Below are 17432 nucleotides of genomic sequence, written 5' to 3'. Positions count from 1 at the left end.
AGATTCCTTCTTGTACCAGTATTGCTCAAAAATTTGAAGTGTGAAGAGAAGTTAGAAGTATGAAGTGTGAAGTATGAAAGGGCGAATCACCACTGACTTTTATAATTAAAACATCCTAACCTTCTGTATGGCATGACTATGACCTCAGCCTTAACTCCAAACCAACGGGCAGAAGTGTTCTATCCTAGTTCCGATGGTGAACCAGTGGCAGAAAGCTATGCTCATTTATGTGTATTACTGGCGACACTAGAAATTCTGCGTCAGTATTTAGTAGGACAACAAGCAACAGTCCTTGCCAATCAATTTCTCTACTACGCTCAAGGATTTCCTAAGTTGCGTGTTGCCCCTGATGTGATGGTAATTTTTAATGTCGCACCTGGTGGGCGAGATAACTATAAAGTGTGGGAAGAAGGGGAAGTTCCATCGGTGATTTTTGAGATGACTTCGGCGGGGACGAAAAATCACGATCAGGAATTTAAGAAGACTTTGTACGAGCAACTTGGTGTTAAAGAATACTGGTTATTTGACCCCAGAGGCGAATGGGTACAAGGACAGTTGCGGGGTTATCGGTTGCGCCAAGATTCTTATGAGTTGATTACCGACAATCGTAGTGAACCATTAGGTTTGCGCTTGCAGGTAGAAGGAGAACTGATTAGTTTTTACCGAGAAGATACAGGAGAGAAGCTACTGAATCCCACAGAACAGGCGCAAGCACTACGTGAAGCACAACAAAGAATAGATGCAGAAGCTTTAGCTCGACAGCAAGCTGAACAGGCTCGACAGCAGGCTGAACAGCAAGTAGAGCAATTAAAGCAACGTCTCCGAGAAATGGGTATTGATCCTGAGCAGATTGAACAGGAATAGAGGCTAGTACAACAAGGCAAAAGTAAAAAGGCAAAAGTAAAAAGAAAGAATAACGATAATACAAGCCTTTTAGCATTTTCTTATGGTCTGTTTATTTACGCCGACCTGTACTAGGGACTGGAGGCTAGAGGCTAGTTTTGGAATCACAATTCAGTGGTGTCAATGTCAAATTTATTGACGATCGCATTAATTATTTCTTGTTCTACTCCTGTGGTTTGCTGGTCAAGTTGAGCAATTCTTTGGCATTGTGCCAACAGTGGGATTGCAAAATCACGGTTGAGTTGATTGAGGAGTGTATCTAATGGTTGCGGTGACTTGATATTGTTGGCGATCGCATCCAGGGAATTTGGGCTGAGGTTCAATGCTTGCAATTCTGGTAAAATTTCTTCCCAGGTTTTTTCGGGATGGCTGGCGAGAATCACATGAACAAGAATTTTATCCATGATGGCTTGTTGAGCGATCGCAGTTTCTAAGTAATTTTCACTTTCTGCTTTCAGGGTTGCCAAAGTTTCTGGTGATGTTAAGGAAACAGATTCATCTAGTTTGGCTTCGTAAAATCGACAAGCTGCATACCCTAGAGAATAGCTTAAGGCCGCATTAGAACTAGTGGCGATCGCTGCACCTGCAAACGGCACATTTCGCAGTAACGCCAATCCAGCAGCTTTTAACAAACGATTACCACCCAACCCCAAACCAAAAATTGTTAAAACTTCGCCTTTCCTGGCTGGATCTTTTAAATCTAAGTCGTAAGCAGCCGCAATTTTATACAGCATTTCCGATTGCAATTTCAGCGTCGCAGCTAAATCAACTGCTAATAATGCTGCTGCTACCCCTGGTAAAATGCTACTGGCAAACCCAATCCCACCTGCTTTGGTGGCGGTATCTAGCATGATGCGGTGAGAAATCTGGCTAGGCGATTCCTGGGGGTATTTTTGTTTGAGTTTGTTAACGGTGGTGGCGGCTTTTTCTAGATCAACATTTTCACTAGCACCAATCAGCCAATTCAGATTTAAAAAACCCGATAGCCTTCTAATCAGCCAATTTTGACTGAGGCGATCAACTATTTGGCCAGTAGTTTGAGTTGCTTGTCCAAATAACTTATGTGTTTGTTTAGCTGTGGCTACACCCACGCCCAAGGCTGTATCAAACAATGTTTTACCAGTCGTCGCCAAAGAGTCAAATAACGATGATTTCTCTTTAGCGGATGTTTGATTAGTGATTTCTACTTCTGGTTGTTTTTGGGGTTGGTTTGTCATTGTTATGCCAGTCGCTCTAATCTGTTTGTAGCGAAATCCAGACTAACTTGACATCTTCCAACAAGTACAAGTTTGAGTGCCGTACACTGAGCGACTTGTACCGAGCGAAGTCGAGGTAAGTCGAAGTGTGAGTACTGAGTACTGAGTGAAAAACTTTTTGTCTACTCCCTGCCTCAACCGCTTAGTGGTAAGTAAAAAGGCAAAAATGAAGAATACTTTTGACTTTTGATTTTTTACTTTTGACTTCTCCGGCTTTGCCAAAGTGCCTCCGGTTGGTGAGCGTAGCCGAACCACTGCCTCCTGCTCAACCGAATTCCTTCACTGGTAGCTTGTAAAGCTTGTGATTCAAAGTTTCTAAGAAGTTGTTGTTTTGCAGAATTTCATACAGACTGACATCTTGTTCGAGCAAACAGGCGTGACCGCTATTAGGCAGGATGAAAACCTGAGATTTAGGTAAAATAGCAGCGATTCGCTTCACTTCTGTAACCGAAGGTAAAAGCCGATCGCTTGCACCAGCAATTAACAATACTGGTTGGGTGAGACGGCGTAATTTGTCATCGTCAACCTCAAATTCTCGCAATAAAGTCAATCGCCAATTTACTGTTACGGATGGGACAGAACGCATAGTTTTTAGCAACTCATAGCGATCGCTTCTGTCTAGGCGTTCTAAAGATGCCAGAAACGGTAATAAACCCAATGCACCAATATCATACAAAGATTCTGGTATTAAGCATGATAAATGGGATGCCCAATCTAAAAACGGACGCAGGCGAAAAGCTGAGGCGGGGTTAATCAAAATAATCCGTTTAAATAAATGCGGGGCTTTAGTAGCTACCTTCATCGCCAAGCAGCCACCAAATGATTCTCCACACAAATAAATTGACCTTTGGGAACTTTTCTCCAATTCTGCGTGAATTAAGTCCAAGACGTTATTAGTCAACTCTTCCCAAGTCGTTAAGTCTTTTCTGGGGATCGCCAAACAGCGAACATCAAAGCCTGCTTCTAGTCCCGATGTTTGCGATCGCAGTAACTCACCAGTACCATCCATTCCCGGTAAATAAACAAACAACGGATACTCTGGTTGGACTCGTTTCGGAGTCAGAAAACACGGCTTTAACTCAACTTCTGGCATTGTACAACTTTAATTTTCTTGAGGATTTTTATCGTTTTACCTGCATACAATTATTATCCTTTGAGATTTTTTTTTAAATGATTCCCATAAACAGACAAAAATTATCAGTTCAAAATAGTGAATTTAAGTTTTCGACAGTATTACAGGTAAAAGTCTGTTAAAATCATAACTCAGCTAATAAAAACTCACTTAAACCTGCAATCAAATTATTGTAAATATAATTTAGTCTTATATAAAGATTCTGTCAGATCATATTTAGCAATATATATCTAAAATCAGCAAAAAAATTACAATTAAAACACCAGCAAAGTCATCTTTAAAATTCTGCCGTGGTGTTGTATATCAATAACATCCTTGTTGTAGTAAATTTGCGATTTCACTGTGGCAGTGTTGTGTGAGTTCAGCTATAACTTTTCTGGCTTGTTTGCCGTGATATTGACTTTGATGATCGTTTGTAATCCAATAAGGGCGACCAATGAGTACAGCTACCCGTTGATATATCACTAATGGATGCCATCCATATTGGTTAAATAAAGGTTCGGAAGGGTCAAACAAACTCAACAGTTTTAGGGGAAAAGCTGTGGTGTTGACTTCTTCTAAAGAGGCGATCGCAATTGGTAAAATGGCTAAGTCTGGTACGCCAGTCCGCAACGCTAAATGGGCAAATCCACGCTGAAATTCCCCCACCGCCGATGCTGGAGTCGATTGCACCATCGGTTCGGCCCCTTCAGGAAAAACGCCTACCATCTGCTTAGACTTTAATAGCATCTGTGATTGAGCAAAAAAGCTTTGCTGCCGATTCTCCACTGTTTCTAACGGAAAACAACCTAATTGTCCGGTGACAATTTCGCGCAAAATTGGCACTTGTCCCATGTAGTGATGACAAGCAAAACGAATCGGACTTGATAACGCCTTCATTAAAATCATGGCATCCATAAAGCTGCGATGATTGCTCACTATTAACAAACTTGCATCACGAGGAATGCGATCCTCGTAATAGCAAAACATTCGTGTGGAAAAAGTTGCTAAAAATAAGCGAGAAATATCTAAGGGGCTATTTAGACTCATATCTAAATATATTTTTGGGAAAATATCGTAGTTTATCTTGATTTAATTTTTACATTTCTTTACTGATACTACGACCCTCTTAGGATAGAAATGTCTTATCTATAAAAGCAAACGATTTTTCTATGTTTAGAGCGTTGTACTTTTGGTCACAATCTATGTAAGAAACAACCTCAGATCAACCTTATGAAATTCTCCTTTCTGTTTTTAGAGCCGAAATTAGCCAAATTTGTACTTATTACAAAACATTTCTGAACTCTAGAAATTTGCTAATATTAAGGTGAACTTTGAAAAAGAGATAGTAATGTAATATAATTGCGTAGTTTTGCTTTCATAACTAAGTATAAAACGTTTTAATAATTTGTTTTTTATTCTGCATGAACCTAGTGGATAAAACAGACCAGACATTTGCACTGACAACACCCCTTTACTATGTAAACGATGTCCCTCATATTGGAAGTGCTTATACAACCATCGCCGCAGACGTAGTGGCTAGATATCAGAGACTCAAGGGACATCGTGTCCTGTTAATTACAGGTACAGATGAACATGGGCAGAAAATTCAACGTTCAGCAGAGTCTTTAGGCAAAGCGCCCCAAGAATTTTGTGATGGGATTGTTCCCAGTTTTGTTAGCTTATGGGAGAAATTAAACATTCAATATGATCGCTTTAGCCGGACAACTGCGCCGCGACATGCAGCGATTGTTAAAGAATTTTTTGGGCGCGTTTGGCAAAAAGGCGATATCTACCAAGGGCAGCAAAAAGGCTGGTATTGCGTAGCCTGCGAAGAATTTAAAGAAGAAAGAGAATTATTAGATGGTAAGCGTTGCCCAATTCATACCAATAAAGAAGTTGAATGGCGAGACGAACAAAATTATTTCTTTCGCTTATCTAAATACCAAACTCAATTAGAAGAGTTTTATCAATCGCACCCAGATTTTATTCAACCCGAAAGCCGTCGTAATGAAGTTTTAAGCTTTGTCAGCCGAGGTTTACAAGATTTTTCCATTTCCCGGATTAATCTTGACTGGGGTTTTCCTGTTCCGACTGATCCTAACCAAACTTTATATGTCTGGTTTGATGCGCTGCTGGGTTATGTCACAGCATTATTAGAACCTGATGCTGAACCAACCTTAGCCAACGCTTTAGCAACATGGTGGCCGATTAACTTGCATTTAATTGGCAAAGATATTCTGCGGTTTCATGCAGTTTACTGGCCAGCAATGCTCATGTCGGCAGACTTACCTTTACCAGACAGAGTATTTGGGCATGGATTTTTGACCAAAGATGGGCAGAAAATGGGGAAGGCGCTGGGTAATACCCTTGATCCGATCGCTCTAGTTGAGAGATATGGTAGTGATGCCGTTCGTTATTACTTTCTTAAGGAAATCGAATTTGGCAAAGATGGCGACTTTAATGAAAGTAGATTCATCAACGTTTTAAATGCAGATTTGGCAAATGATTTAGGTAATTTGTTAAATCGCTCCTTGAACATGGTGAAAAAATACTGTGCTGGCAATCAAGTGTCAGTTTCAGATGAAACCATTTCTGCGGCAAATCCTTTGAAAACGATTGGTTTAGGTCTAGGGGAACAGGTACAACAAGCATATCAAGCACTAGCTTTTAACCAAGCCTGCGAAGCTGTTCTGTCATTGGTACAAGCCAGTAATAAGTTTATTGATGATCAAGCCCCTTGGTCACTATATAAACAAGGACAGCAGCAGGAAGTAGAAAAAGTGCTTTACGCAGTTTTGGAATCAGTTAGACTGTCAGCATATCTTCTTTCACCAGTTATTCCCAATATCAGTAGCGAAATTTATCAGCAACTGGGTTTTGGAATCAACTTTAACGAACAAAATCAAACAGCAACTGCTGCCCCATTTTCCATTCATTCCCAATGGGGGTTACTATCTAATAAACAACTGTTGGGGAATCCTCAACCAATTTTTAAACGCATAGAACCTCCGAAAAACGATTAGTTTTTTTAATTTCTTTCAGAACATTTTCTAATCTCTCAAATCTCTCAAAAAATTTATCGGGGCTGAACTTAAATCATTAGCCCCGGAAAATTATCATAAAACTCTCTAGCTAAAAGTCAAAGTTGGAAATTTGTATCAAAAATATCAAGATAAAAATGAGGTATGACAACAATGTTGAATAATTTAGAAAACGACTCGATATTTACGCCGGAACAAGTTTTAGAGAATCGAGGCCGAGTCGCTATATTTATTGATGGCTCAAATCTATTTTATGCGGCTTTGCAATTAGGAATTGAAATTGATTACACCAAGTTGTTGTGTCGTTTAACAGGTGGATCTCGGCTGTTGCGGGCTTTTTTCTACACTGGTGTCGATAGAACCAACGAAAAGCAGCAAGGTTTTTTGTTGTGGATGCGTCGGAATGGCTATCGCGTCATTGCCAAAGACTTAGTACAACTCCCAGATGGTTCCAAGAAAGCCAACTTAGATGTCGAAATCGCCGTTGATATGATGGCGTTGGTTGATTCTTATGATACGGCGGTGTTGGTGAGTGGAGATGGCGATTTAGCCTACGCCGTCAATTCTGTAAGCTATCGTGGTGTCAGGGTAGAGGTTGTGAGTTTACGCTCCATGACCAGTGATAGTTTAATTAATGTGAGCGATCGCTACATTGATTTAGAAGCTATCAAAGAAGATATCCAAAAAACACCACGCCAAAGTTACCCCTATCGCCCCTTATCGGGAATGGGTTTTTTGGATGACCCAACAGACCATGACGGACATCTAGAAATTCAAGATACATGAAGCAGCAAGGTAGGCACATAGCAAAAATAAATTTTAGATTTTTGGGGGGAATAAATAAATCCCCCCACTTTCATGACTTGAGTTTTTTAAAATTCTACTCACTTAAAACTAAATGGTCTTACCTACTCTTGACTTTACTGTTAATGCTCAGTTTAGGGGCTTGTGGTAAACCTGCGACAAACTCCAATCAAAATAATCAAAGTTCCTCGCCAGAAGATTCTGAGAGTAAATTAACTTTTTTTGATGTCACCTTAGAACAAGCTGATGAAGTTGGACGACCGCTTTGGACAGTCAAAGCCAAAAAGGCAAGATACACCAAAGAAAAAGAAATAGCTCAAGCCGAAAATCCTTATGGAGAATTATATCAAGATGGCAAAATAGTTTATCAAATTAAAGCCGACTTAGCAGATATTGAACAAGATGGTAAACGGCTATTTCTCAAAGGTAAAATTGTAGCCACAGACCCTACTAATGGTGTGGTTTTGCAAGGTAACGAAATGGAATGGCTACCCAAAGATGGTTTACTGATTATGCGGAATCAAATCAATGGTAGGCATAAACAGTTACAAGCCATAGCCCAAGAAGCACGAGTCAAAACCCGCGAACAAGTAGCCGAATTTATCGGTAAAGTCGTTGCTAATGCGACTGATCCCCAAATTAAAATGCGGACAGAACATTTAATTTGGCAGGTTAAACAAGAAAAATTAATTGGCGATCGCCCTTTACAATTTGAACGGTATAAAAATAATCAAATTACTGACCGTGGTCGCGGTAATTCTGCTGAATTTAACTTAAAAACTAAAATTGCTACCATCAACAAAAATGCCCAAGCAGATTTATTAGAACCACCAGTGCAGATCATTGGTAACTCTATGGTTTGGGATATGAATACAGAAAATATCAAAACAAATTCTCCTGTGCGGGTATTTCACCGGAAAGAAAAACTGACGGTGACTGGTAATCAAGCTGAGATGAAAATCCCCCAAAAAACAGTTTATGTAGTAGGAAATGTCAACGCCATTGGTCAGCGTCGCCAGTCTTTAACGTCTCAGAATTTAACTTGGTATCTCGATAAAAAATTATTAGAGGCGCAGGGAAATGTAGTTTATCGCCAAGCCAGCCCAGCCTTAACATTTAATGGAGATACAGCCGTCGGTAATTTGGAAACAGACAACATTGTTGTGAGTGGTGGTAAAACAGGTAATCGAGTCGTGACAGAAATTATTCCTGAATCACCAAAGCCGAGGAATTAAAAGTAAAAAGGAAAAAGTGCGATCGCACTCAACCTACTATGATGCTGTGTAAGGTGGCGATCGCTGTTTTTATGTAAAATATTGCATAAATACGGGATGAATTTTCTCACGCAGAGGCGGAAAGGCACAGAGAGAATCAAGATTTTTGTAATTATTGTGTAGGTTGGGTGTAGCGATAGCGTAACCCAACATTCTCAAGACTCTGTTGAGTTCCTAAAACTTTTTGTTAAATTCATTTTTTTTAACGAACCACAAAGGGCGCAAAGAGCGCGAAGAGAAGAAAAAAGTAATAACTGAACCGTATTGGTTTATATTTAGGGATTTTCATAAAAACAAAAATAGCTAATCGCTAGGTTTGAAAATCACCAATAATTAGCTATTAATTATAGTTTTTTAACTACGGCATAGCATCTATTTTTTGCCTTTTGCCTTTTACTTTATTTACGGTTGATTTGGTGCAGTACAAGCACTATTAAAACCATAGGCTTCTTGCCAATGTTTTACAGTTCCTTTACCGATGGGAAAGACTTTGGTATCACCATTGGCAAAAGTTAACCGAACGCGGACTTCTTTGGGTTGAGCTTTGCGTAAAATGTTAGCAGCATCGGCATTAATAGCAAACAAAGTATCTGACATATACCAAGTGTTGCTATATGAAACATTTTGATTGTTTTCATATTCGGTATATGTATATTTGCCAGAAAAGCCTCTGACTTTGCTATTAGGGCTAGGAGTTAATTGCAGAATTTGACCATCAATACCTAACTCGATGGTGGTGGGGGCGATTTGTTCTAATGTTGCTTGGCCATCGGCTGGGGCGGTTTGGACGACGACTTTAGCAAAACAGCCTTCAATTTTGCTTCCCCACAGAGACACAACTACAAATCTGCCAGGACGAGGGCCGCTAAAGGGACTTTTAATTAAACTGCTTAAAGGGTCTTCACCGTGGGCATCAATAACTACTTTGCCTAAAGCGGAATTGACTAGGGTATCTTGGATATTTACGAGTTTACTAAAAGGCAAACCACCGCCAGCCCAAGGCATCCCATTCACTGTATTGAGTTTATCTTCATCGATCGCAGTTTGGGCGATCGCTTGTTCACCAGTAAAATTTAGCAAACTTGGCAATAGTAATACAGTTACAAGACTAAGATTTAAAATTTTTTTCATCTGAAAAAATGTGTAAATTAAAATGTTTTATTCTAAATTCTGCCATCTTTAGCAAATTCTACCAGGGCAAGAACCTGCGGCTCCGCCAGAACCATTGATTACTGATGGTCTACCAATGGCGGGAACATTCGCCGATGCAGGTTTATCTTTTGGTTGAGAAATCGGTATTGCTAATTTCAAAGTTCTCACAGCTTTGGAATTAACAAAGATGTTGATAGGAATGCCTAAATTAAACCCAACTTTTTCCCCGTCGGATCTCGCACCTCGTCCGTGAATCCCAATTAAACGGCCATTATCATCTAGCACAGGGCCACCACTCATTCCGCGATAAGTCGTGTTGCTATAAATTAAGGTGTAACCTTCTTTATCTTGTGAATTAGTCCCAATAATTTGTCCCACTGGTACTAACACAGTACGGTTTTCAATGCCGTGTAATGGTTCTGGTGCGCCGGATACATATACTGTTGTGCCTTCCCTGGTGGCATCAGAATTGCCAAAAATCGCCACGTTGTAGGCTTGATCGCTGTTAAACTGTAGAATTGCTAAATCCGCTTCTGGAACACGGGTGATAGACGTGGGTTGAATTTGATATTGGGTCTGACCTCTTGTTTGGATGGTGTAAGTTCCTGGCGCATCAACAACATGCCAATTAGTCAGCACGCTGTAGGTTTTGCCTTTGCGGTAAATAATCACTCCAGAGCCAAGTTGCGGGCCACTAATCATGACAGTAATATTTTGAGCAAGATTAGTGACATCCTGTGCAGTTAAAGATTGAGCAATTTCTGGTTGCGTAAAGGCGATCGCTACCCCGACAATTGCTGTTGTAAATCCACGATTAAGTCTCATAATCTCACACCAATGTAAAAAATGATGACGGTAGATTGACAGAACGTTAGACATCTTAAATCCAAAATTTTTCGCCCGCTAATCAGCTTGACTAAATACAGTAGTAACTGTAGTGTTTTCGGCTTTTGGCATCATCTGTCTCACCTTTGTCATCGGTACAGCCCAACTGAGCCGAATAATCATTTGATGCAATCTTGCATCAACTTTAGAACCATCAGCAAATACTGATGGTTGATCCCACAATGGATAAGCTTGCATCCCATTAATTCCGACCACTTGACCCCGAACATTTAATAAAGGGCCGCCACTCATCCCGTTTTTAATATTGTTGGTGTAGCCTAGTTGATAACCGCCCTCTAAAGGTTTGGCTAGAACTAAACTCACCTTGCCTGTGGTAAAGGCCAAGCTTTGTTTTTTACCGCGTTCTTCCACAGCCGGATAACCCGCAGTAAATACCTCATCTCCTGATGCGGGAAATGCACCAGGAGATGCTATTGCATAGATACTGCCTGCACTTTTGAATTGCAACACAGCCAAATCGTTTTTTCCGAAGTTTAAGTTTTGAGGTAAATTAGCTCTATAAATCCTACCATCTGGCGCTTGTACACGATAGGGAGGATCACCAGCTTGTAATACATGAGCATTGGTCAGTACTGTATATGTTGCACCACTACGCCGCAACAAAATACCAGAACCCAAAAAATCTTGAGATAGAACTTTGACAGTAATCGACCGAGCAATGTAATTTGGTGTAGGAATACTGACAACTGGTGCTGATGCCGACAAAATCACGGAAATACTGCCAAGACAGACAACCAGTGTCAACGGAGAACCATTCATTGGGGTTTACAACAGATAAAAAATAGCGATCGCATTATTCATTAATATCTTGATTAATATCGCTATTTTGGTCATTTGTCGCGTTATTTAAATATGTATCAAAATCAATGTTCAATGAGTCTCCCCCACTTTCATTCAGAACATTCCCCGCGACTAACCCCCGACGATTCATCAGTCTTCTCAAAGTTGCTTTCGCATTACTACCACGTTTGAGAGTAAACAACAAAGAACTATCAGTACAAGGCGCACTTTGATTTACCGCCGCACACACTACAGGTTGTCCGCGCAAAGTGCCTGTTTTAATGTACTTGAGTCTGCCATTGTCATAACTTCTTTGAAATCTCCGCGACACTTCATAACAACGACGTTCTGAGTTCCATTCTCTAGGAAAGTAATCTTGAGATGACCATTGAATCATCGGAACTTTCCTACCATCTTGAGTTTGAGCAACTGTCACAGGTACACCTTGACGCTTTTCACACTTAAAAATCGTCCCGCCTGCATAACTAGGCTGGTCAATAGTTGCAACCATACTCAACGCCGCTACAGAAGAGACTCCGATTCCCATCAAGCCTTGGCCAAACAACCTCAATTTCATGGTTAACACCTAACTTCCTCAAAAATATCAGGTATCTTACTGAAAGTGTAAAACATCATTGACCGTAAAATCACGGTGATAGTTCCCACTAGAAAATAAATTTAACTTAAACCGAGTTTCCCTGAGTATGAGCAAAGTCTTGTTTTAGATAGGGATTTGCTTTAATTAACTACTGAAATTTTCATGTGTGTACCGATCAGCAAGTGTATTCTTGAGCTAATTCATAGCAATGACATATAAAAAACACACCTTGGTCACAATGTTGAAATATATTAACCGCAAATAGTTAATCTTTTGTTACAGAGATTATATTCATGAATCAATCGGCTAGTTTTTTGGTTGTTCTTCAGAATCAATATCAGGGGTGCTAGACATGAATTCCAGTTTAATTCTGTCCAATATTTTAAACCCGCCAGTGTTATTTTTCTTTTTAGGAATGCTGGCAATTTTTTTGCAATCTGACCTGGAAATTCCGCAGCCTTTACCTAAATTGTTTTCCCTTTACCTATTACTAGCTATTGGTTTCAAAGGCGGATATGAAATTACCGAAAGTGGCATCAATCCTGAAATTGCCATCACACTTTTTGCCGCGATTTTGATGGCTTCGGCTGTACCTGTTTACTCATTTTTCATTTTAAAAGTCAAATTAGATGCGTACAATGCAGCCGCGATCGCAGCAACTTATGGTTCGATTAGTGCAGTGACATTTATTACTGCTCAATCATTTCTCAAAATTTTAAATATTTCTTCTGGCGGACACATGGTAGCCGCATTAGCATTAATGGAATCACCAGCAATTATTGTGGGGATTTTGCTAGTGAGATTGTTTGCGCCACCGAAAGAAAACCAAAAAGGAGAATTTTCTTGGAGTGAAGTTTTACGGGAAGCATTCTTAAATGGTTCAGTTTTTCTCCTGATTGGTAGCGTGATTATTGGTACACTCACAGGTGAAAGAGGTTGGGATAAATTACATCCATTCACCCAAGAAATTTTTTATGGAGTCTTAGCCTTCTTTTTACTCGATATGGGGATGGTTGCGGCCAGAAGAATCAAAGATATGCGGAAAACTGGTTCTTTTTTAATTGCCTTTTCGATATTAATGCCTGTAGCTAATGCCATTTTCGGCATAATTATTGCCAAATTAATTGGTATGTCTGCGGGTAATGCTTTGCTATTTGCAGTCCTTTGCGCCAGTGCTTCTTACATAGCAGTTCCCGCAGCGATGCGAATGACAGTTCCAGAAGCTAATCCTAGTTTGTATGTATCTATGGCCTTAGCACTGACCTTTCCTTTCAACATTATTATTGGCATTCCTTTGTATTTCAACATTATCAAAGCTATCGGAGTTTAAATAAGTGGAAGCCATCAAGAAAGTTGAGATAGTCACAAATTCTTTAGAACTACCAAAAGTTCTAGATATTTTAGAGAAAATCGGAGTTTCCGGTTACACTGTAATTGAAGATGTTACAGGTAAAGGAGATAGAGGTAGAGTTTTTAATGATTTAGAAAGTCATATACTCACTAATGGCTATATTATGAGTGTATGCACACAAGAACAAGAAGAAGAATTAGTAACAGAAATTGAGCCGATTTTAAAAAAATTCGGAGGTGTGTGTATTGTCTCTGATGCCAAGTGGATTGCACATTAGATAAGCTCTGAAGAGACGTATTGATAGTATCAACGTCTCTAAAAATCCTATTTATCTGATTACTCAGGAGTTTTTAACCGTGCCGATTAAACGCATAATTGCGGGGCTGAATGAATTTCACGATAATTATTTTATTACACACCGCGAATTATTTGAAAATTTATCGCAAGGACAAACACCAGAAGTATTATTTATTACTTGTTCTGACTCTCGGATTGATCCTTTTTTAATTACCCAGAGTCAGCCAGGAGATTTATTTGTTATTCGTAATGTTGGGAATATTATTCCTCCGTATGGCTCCCATCACGGTGCGGAAGGTGCAGGAATTGAATATGCAATTCAGGCTTTAGATATCAACGATGTAGTTGTCTGTGGTCATTCTCATTGCGGAGCCATGCGAGGACTATTACAGATAGGTAGCTTGGCACAGCAAATGCCATTAGTTTATGACTGGTTGAGGCAGTACGCTGAACCAACTCGCCGTTTGGTGATGGATAACTATAAAGATTGCCCCAGCGATAAGCTTTTAAGAATTGCTATTGAACAGAATGTACTGACACAAATAGAAAATCTCGAAACTCATCCAATTATTCGTTCTCGACTGCATAGTGGTCAATTGACTCTTCATGCTTGGATTTATGAAATTGAGACTGGTGAAGTTTTTGCTTATGATGCCGAGATTGGTCAATTTAAGATTTTAGAAAATCGTCCCTTCCCTGTACCAAATCCGTTGATTGGTGTATATTCAGAGTAATTAATTATTAATGCTTGATAGGGTAATCGTGAGATTTTAAACTCATGATTACCCTATCTTAATTCTAGTTTACACTGAATACGGCAATGAAGAATTTTTTGTTTACAAAGAATAGTGATTTGCTGCGGCAAAAGGTATATGAATATTGGGAAGTGCTGAAACAATGGTTTGTCAATACACCGGAGCGATCGCTTGCCCAAGCTTATGATGCTGCCAAGAAAATCAGAAATATTGAAGTAGAGCATTTTAACAATCAAATCATTTCTGCCGCATCCGTAAATGAGACACCAAATGTCATGTCGTATTGGCAGAACGTACTGAGCCAAAATTTAACTATTATTAAACTGAGACTCGCAGAATTCCAGTCCAGCCGCGCACTATTAGAAATTTCCAACCCTGTTTTATTAGAGAAACTCCAGTTTATTGATGAAGTTATTGAAAAGTATCAGCAACAAACCTTAATAATTAGCAAAGTAAATCAACAATCGGTATCTCAGCCCCTAAAAATTGACAGTGAAATTTATCAAAATACATCTAATGTTGTCAATCCTGCCGGCAACAATCAAAGTATAGGTTTTCTCCCCAGTTCTATCGGGAGAACCATTAATCGAATTACCACAGACTTTTCGCCCAACGCCGAAGCCGATTTTATTCGGAATTACCACATTTCCCAAAATCGCACCCGAACTTCCGTGCGGTTCTTGTTACTGTTAATTGTGATTCCGTTATTAACACAGCGTTTTTCTAAAGAATTTTTAGTGAGTCCTATAGTAGAGCGTGTTAGAAGTCAACAACTCGCTGCTGTTTTTATTAATTCTGAAATGGAGGAAGAAGCTTTCAAAGAGTTAAAAACCTTTGAAGAACAGTTAAAATTTCAAACCCTCCTCAAGAAATCGCCTAGTTTATCTCCAGAGGAAATTGAGTCTAGTGTTAAAGAAAAAGCTATTGAAATAGCTCAAGAATTCCGCAAAAAAAGTAAAGAAGCGATCAGTAATGTTTTTGCTGATTTAATTTCTTTAGTCGCCTTTGCTGTTGTAGTTGCTAATGGTAAAAAAGAAATTGCAGCGATTAAGTCTTTGATAGATGAACTGATATTTGGCTTGAGTGATAGTGCTAAAGCTTTTGTGATTATTTTGTTTACCGATATATTTGTAGGTTTCCACTCACCACACGGTTGGGAAGTAATTCTCGAAGGGTTAGCCGAGCATTTGGGACTAGCACCTAATACAAGTTTGATATTTCTATTTATTGCCACATTTCCCGTGATTTTAGATACGGTTGTGAAATATTGGATATTCCGTTACCTCAGCCGCTTGTCACCTTCAGCATTGGCTACATATAAAGAAATGAACGAATAAGATTAGCGAATTACGTGTAATAGATTGTCAATCTCTTTCTTCTGTTGGCTGAACATTGCCACTAAAAATTATTTGCAATAGGTTTTTGATAAACCAAAAGGTTGCTGCTATTAGCAAAACAATCATTAAACTAGCCAGCGCAGCAAAAGGAGAAAAAATCAACAAAATTAACATGGCAAAAATCACACTAGTGATTAATGTTTTATTCATATCTTGGCACTTGTTTTAGTATCTGGTTTTAGCTTAACTAGCAATAGAGTGAATGGTCATATATCTAAAAGTAGGGATTTAAATAAATTTAAATCCGTTTTGTAACTTATTAAATAGCTGTTATGAACTACGTACACAAGAAAACATAAAAAAGTAACCCTTCTTTTTACTCAGCACTCAGTACTTTAAAATCAGGTTGACAGAATTATTTAGAAGGTGCATTTCGACTTCTCCCCAAGGGAGACGCTACGCGAACGCTCAATGCTCGATAGTCTTACTAAAAGAGGGTTGAGCGCAGTCGAAACCCGTCAATTGCAAGTTAGGTTTAATTCAGTCATTGTAAGTTAATTATTCACTCCCAGTTGACTAAGCTTATGCTTTTCTGGGGTAGTTTCCAGTTCCACAGATAGAAAATCAATGCCTTCTTTTTCTAACAGTTCCAGAATGGCTAGATTTAAGTTTTTCTCTGCGGCAAAATAGAGTTTGTCATCATTAACAAAACCAACGATATTAATCACACGGGCATTATTCTCTATCTGACTAAAGCGGACGATAATTTCTTTTGATAAGCCTTTAATAGATTCAGGCATTACTTGAATTGCATCGCAGATTCTAGCAGTTTGTTGGGCGGAAATATTATCAATCTTTAGGGTTAAGCTAATGCCCCATTTTAATTCCTCACCAGGATTTTGTGACCAATTCTCAACAATGCCAGTAATCATTCTAGAGTTGGGCATTTTTAAAATAGAACCCCATTTGTATACATGCAAGGTTGTGGTTCTAAATCCAATATTGAGAACTTGAACAAAACCTTCAACGCCTGCTACTCCCACCCAGTCACCTTCTCGATAAAGGTTATCAGAGTAGATAATAATTGTACAAAACCAGTCGTAGACAATATCTTTGAACAACAAACCTAGAGTAATACCAGCACCACCTAATAAACCAACTAAGGCGGCGGCTGATTGTCCTAAAAAGATTTCACTGACTTTAATCGTAATGACTATAACTGCTGCCGATTGAAATATTTTCGGCATTAATGGTCTCAGTAATTCATCAAGGTCTGTGTCAGTATGCAGTACTAAGTTAGCAATAATCTGACCTAAAATGGAAGCGGCTCGATAAATAGCATAAGCAACGATAAAAACGACGATTAAGTTAAGGGTTTTACCAATTGACTCGCTTAATTGAATGCCTAATTCTGGTGACAGAATTTCTTTGACAAACCATAGTCCAGCAATCAAAATTAACCAACTTAAAGACGGTTTGATAATCCCTACTAGTTCATCGTCGAGGTCGGTTTTGGTTTGTTTTGTAAAGCGTTCAATAGTTCTAACTATTAATTCCACTACGAATCGTCTTAAGGTCTGTGTCAAAGTTAAGACAACAATGACAGTCACTATTTTGCCGATAGGTATGCCAGAGTAGTCAATGTTTTTCAGTAAGTTCAAAATTTCTTGCATAAGATTAGCCAACCAGTAATAGCTGTTTATACTTAATCGCCATGTGCTTTTTGTATAACAATCATTTAATGCTGAGAAAGACTCATGCTGTGTGTTTGTACAACACTATCTGAGTAGGGGAAGGTGAATTTGACGTTTCGCCCTTAACTCAGCATTTGATATGGTGTTATGAGCTAAATGTTACTCGTGCT

Annotated in this window: 17 protein-coding genes; 8 read left to right on the top strand and 9 right to left on the bottom strand. The window is 39.1% G+C overall.

Annotated elements, in window-relative coordinates:
- The first annotated feature begins 138 nt into the window (after nt 1–138).
- Nucleotides 139–864: a Uma2 family endonuclease gene (locus H6G79_RS19950; RefSeq protein ID WP_190591339.1), complete on the top strand. Its 726-nt coding sequence runs from the start codon at nt 139–141 to the stop codon at nt 862–864.
- A 143-nt stretch (nt 865–1007) separates the two neighbouring features.
- Here the strand turns inward: H6G79_RS19950 and H6G79_RS19945 are convergent, their stop codons facing one another.
- The 3 genes from H6G79_RS19945 to H6G79_RS19935 all read right to left on the bottom strand — a co-directional run bounded on the left by H6G79_RS19945 (nt 1008) and on the right by H6G79_RS19935 (nt 4320).
- A complete protein-coding gene (locus H6G79_RS19945) occupies nt 1008–2120 on the bottom strand; it encodes a hypothetical protein (RefSeq protein ID WP_190591338.1) in 1113 nt (370 codons plus the stop codon).
- A 304-nt stretch (nt 2121–2424) separates the two neighbouring features.
- Entirely contained in the window at nt 2425–3252 is an 828-nt protein-coding gene (locus H6G79_RS19940; RefSeq protein WP_190591337.1) for an alpha/beta fold hydrolase, read from the bottom strand.
- 342 nt (nt 3253–3594) lie between these two features.
- Nucleotides 3595–4320: a 1-acyl-sn-glycerol-3-phosphate acyltransferase gene (locus H6G79_RS19935; RefSeq protein ID WP_190591336.1), complete on the bottom strand. Its 726-nt coding sequence runs from the start codon at nt 4318–4320 to the stop codon at nt 3595–3597.
- A 374-nt stretch (nt 4321–4694) separates the two neighbouring features.
- Here H6G79_RS19935 and metG point away from each other — a divergent pair, with 374 nt between their 5' ends.
- The 3 genes from metG to lptC all read left to right on the top strand — a co-directional run bounded on the left by metG (nt 4695) and on the right by lptC (nt 8353).
- Nucleotides 4695–6296: a methionine--tRNA ligase gene (gene metG, locus H6G79_RS19930; protein ID WP_190591335.1), complete on the top strand. Its 1602-nt coding sequence runs from the start codon at nt 4695–4697 to the stop codon at nt 6294–6296.
- A 171-nt stretch (nt 6297–6467) separates the two neighbouring features.
- Complete coding sequence (locus H6G79_RS19925) at nt 6468–7100, top strand: NYN domain-containing protein (protein ID WP_015112605.1); 633 nt, start codon at nt 6468–6470, stop codon at nt 7098–7100.
- A complete protein-coding gene (lptC, locus tag H6G79_RS19920) occupies nt 7097–8353 on the top strand; it encodes an LPS export ABC transporter periplasmic protein LptC (RefSeq protein WP_190591334.1) in 1257 nt (418 codons plus the stop codon). The genes H6G79_RS19925 and lptC overlap by 4 nt, the downstream gene beginning before the upstream one ends.
- 441 nt (nt 8354–8794) lie before the next feature.
- Here the strand turns inward: lptC and H6G79_RS19915 are convergent, their stop codons facing one another.
- The 4 genes from H6G79_RS19915 to H6G79_RS19900 all read right to left on the bottom strand — a co-directional run bounded on the left by H6G79_RS19915 (nt 8795) and on the right by H6G79_RS19900 (nt 11807).
- Nucleotides 8795–9523: a hypothetical protein gene (locus H6G79_RS19915; RefSeq protein WP_190591333.1), complete on the bottom strand. Its 729-nt coding sequence runs from the start codon at nt 9521–9523 to the stop codon at nt 8795–8797.
- Between the two features lie 48 nt (nt 9524–9571).
- Nucleotides 9572–10369, bottom strand: coding sequence for a serine protease (locus H6G79_RS19910; protein ID WP_190591332.1), 798 nt, complete (start codon nt 10367–10369; stop codon nt 9572–9574).
- 78 nt (nt 10370–10447) lie between these two features.
- Nucleotides 10448–11209: a serine protease gene (locus H6G79_RS19905; RefSeq protein ID WP_190591331.1), complete on the bottom strand. Its 762-nt coding sequence runs from the start codon at nt 11207–11209 to the stop codon at nt 10448–10450.
- Between the two features lie 34 nt (nt 11210–11243).
- Nucleotides 11244–11807 carry a COP23 domain-containing protein gene (locus tag H6G79_RS19900; RefSeq protein WP_190591330.1) on the bottom strand — a complete coding sequence of 188 codons (564 nt, stop codon included), beginning with the start codon at nt 11805–11807 and terminating at the stop codon, nt 11244–11246.
- Between the two features lie 373 nt (nt 11808–12180).
- Between H6G79_RS19900 and H6G79_RS19895 the strand changes: the two genes are divergently transcribed.
- The 4 genes from H6G79_RS19895 (at nt 12181) to H6G79_RS19880 (ending at nt 15568) form a co-directional block, all read left to right on the top strand.
- Complete coding sequence (locus H6G79_RS19895; RefSeq protein WP_190591329.1) at nt 12181–13158, top strand: sodium-dependent bicarbonate transport family permease; 978 nt, start codon at nt 12181–12183, stop codon at nt 13156–13158.
- 4 nt (nt 13159–13162) lie between these two features.
- Complete coding sequence (locus H6G79_RS19890) at nt 13163–13456, top strand: P-II family nitrogen regulator (RefSeq protein WP_190591328.1); 294 nt, start codon at nt 13163–13165, stop codon at nt 13454–13456.
- A gap of 79 nt (nt 13457–13535) precedes the next feature.
- Nucleotides 13536–14210 carry a carbonic anhydrase gene (locus H6G79_RS19885; protein ID WP_190591327.1) on the top strand — a complete coding sequence of 225 codons (675 nt, stop codon included), beginning with the start codon at nt 13536–13538 and terminating at the stop codon, nt 14208–14210.
- Nucleotides 14211–14296: 86 nt separating this feature from the next.
- Nucleotides 14297–15568: a proton extrusion protein PcxA gene (locus tag H6G79_RS19880; protein ID WP_190591326.1), complete on the top strand. Its 1272-nt coding sequence runs from the start codon at nt 14297–14299 to the stop codon at nt 15566–15568.
- Between the two features lie 27 nt (nt 15569–15595).
- On the opposite strand, the gene H6G79_RS19875 is transcribed toward H6G79_RS19880, so the two are convergent.
- The gene (locus H6G79_RS19875) at nt 15596–15778 is read right to left on the bottom strand and encodes a hypothetical protein (protein WP_190591325.1); all 183 of its coding nucleotides are present in this window, start codon (nt 15776–15778) and stop codon (nt 15596–15598) included.
- 344 nt (nt 15779–16122) lie between these two features.
- A complete protein-coding gene (locus tag H6G79_RS19870; RefSeq protein WP_190591324.1) occupies nt 16123–17241 on the bottom strand; it encodes a mechanosensitive ion channel family protein in 1119 nt (372 codons plus the stop codon).
- Nucleotides 17242–17432 lie beyond the last annotated feature (191 nt).

The organism is Anabaena sp. FACHB-83 (assembly GCF_014697485.1).
Taxonomy (GTDB): domain Bacteria; phylum Cyanobacteriota; class Cyanobacteriia; order Cyanobacteriales; family Nostocaceae; genus Nostoc_B.
This window is presented reverse-complemented; position numbering and strand designations above follow the sequence as displayed.

Bases quoted from the DNA above. Each gene is read 5' to 3' on its own strand.
- H6G79_RS19950 (WP_190591339.1), top strand. From the start codon at position 139: ATGACCTCAGCCTTAACTCCAAACCAACGGGCAGAAGTGTTCTATCCT.
- H6G79_RS19900 (WP_190591330.1), bottom strand. From the start codon at position 11,807: ATGAAATTGAGGTTGTTTGGCCAAGGCTTGATGGGAATCGGAGTCTCT.
- H6G79_RS19915 (WP_190591333.1), bottom strand. From the start codon at position 9,523: ATGAAAAAAATTTTAAATCTTAGTCTTGTAACTGTATTACTATTGCCA.
- lptC (WP_190591334.1), top strand. From the start codon at position 7,097: ATGAAGCAGCAAGGTAGGCACATAGCAAAAATAAATTTTAGATTTTTG.
- H6G79_RS19905 (WP_190591331.1), bottom strand. From the start codon at position 11,209: ATGAATGGTTCTCCGTTGACACTGGTTGTCTGTCTTGGCAGTATTTCC.
- H6G79_RS19880 (WP_190591326.1), top strand. From the start codon at position 14,297: ATGAAGAATTTTTTGTTTACAAAGAATAGTGATTTGCTGCGGCAAAAG.
- H6G79_RS19910 (WP_190591332.1), bottom strand. From the start codon at position 10,369: ATGAGACTTAATCGTGGATTTACAACAGCAATTGTCGGGGTAGCGATC.
- H6G79_RS19945 (WP_190591338.1), bottom strand. From the start codon at position 2,120: ATGACAAACCAACCCCAAAAACAACCAGAAGTAGAAATCACTAATCAA.
- metG (WP_190591335.1), top strand. From the start codon at position 4,695: ATGAACCTAGTGGATAAAACAGACCAGACATTTGCACTGACAACACCC.
- H6G79_RS19870 (WP_190591324.1), bottom strand. From the start codon at position 17,241: ATGCAAGAAATTTTGAACTTACTGAAAAACATTGACTACTCTGGCATA.
- H6G79_RS19895 (WP_190591329.1), top strand. From the start codon at position 12,181: ATGAATTCCAGTTTAATTCTGTCCAATATTTTAAACCCGCCAGTGTTA.
- H6G79_RS19925 (WP_015112605.1), top strand. From the start codon at position 6,468: ATGTTGAATAATTTAGAAAACGACTCGATATTTACGCCGGAACAAGTT.
- H6G79_RS19935 (WP_190591336.1), bottom strand. From the start codon at position 4,320: ATGAGTCTAAATAGCCCCTTAGATATTTCTCGCTTATTTTTAGCAACT.
- H6G79_RS19875 (WP_190591325.1), bottom strand. From the start codon at position 15,778: ATGAATAAAACATTAATCACTAGTGTGATTTTTGCCATGTTAATTTTG.
- H6G79_RS19940 (WP_190591337.1), bottom strand. From the start codon at position 3,252: ATGCCAGAAGTTGAGTTAAAGCCGTGTTTTCTGACTCCGAAACGAGTC.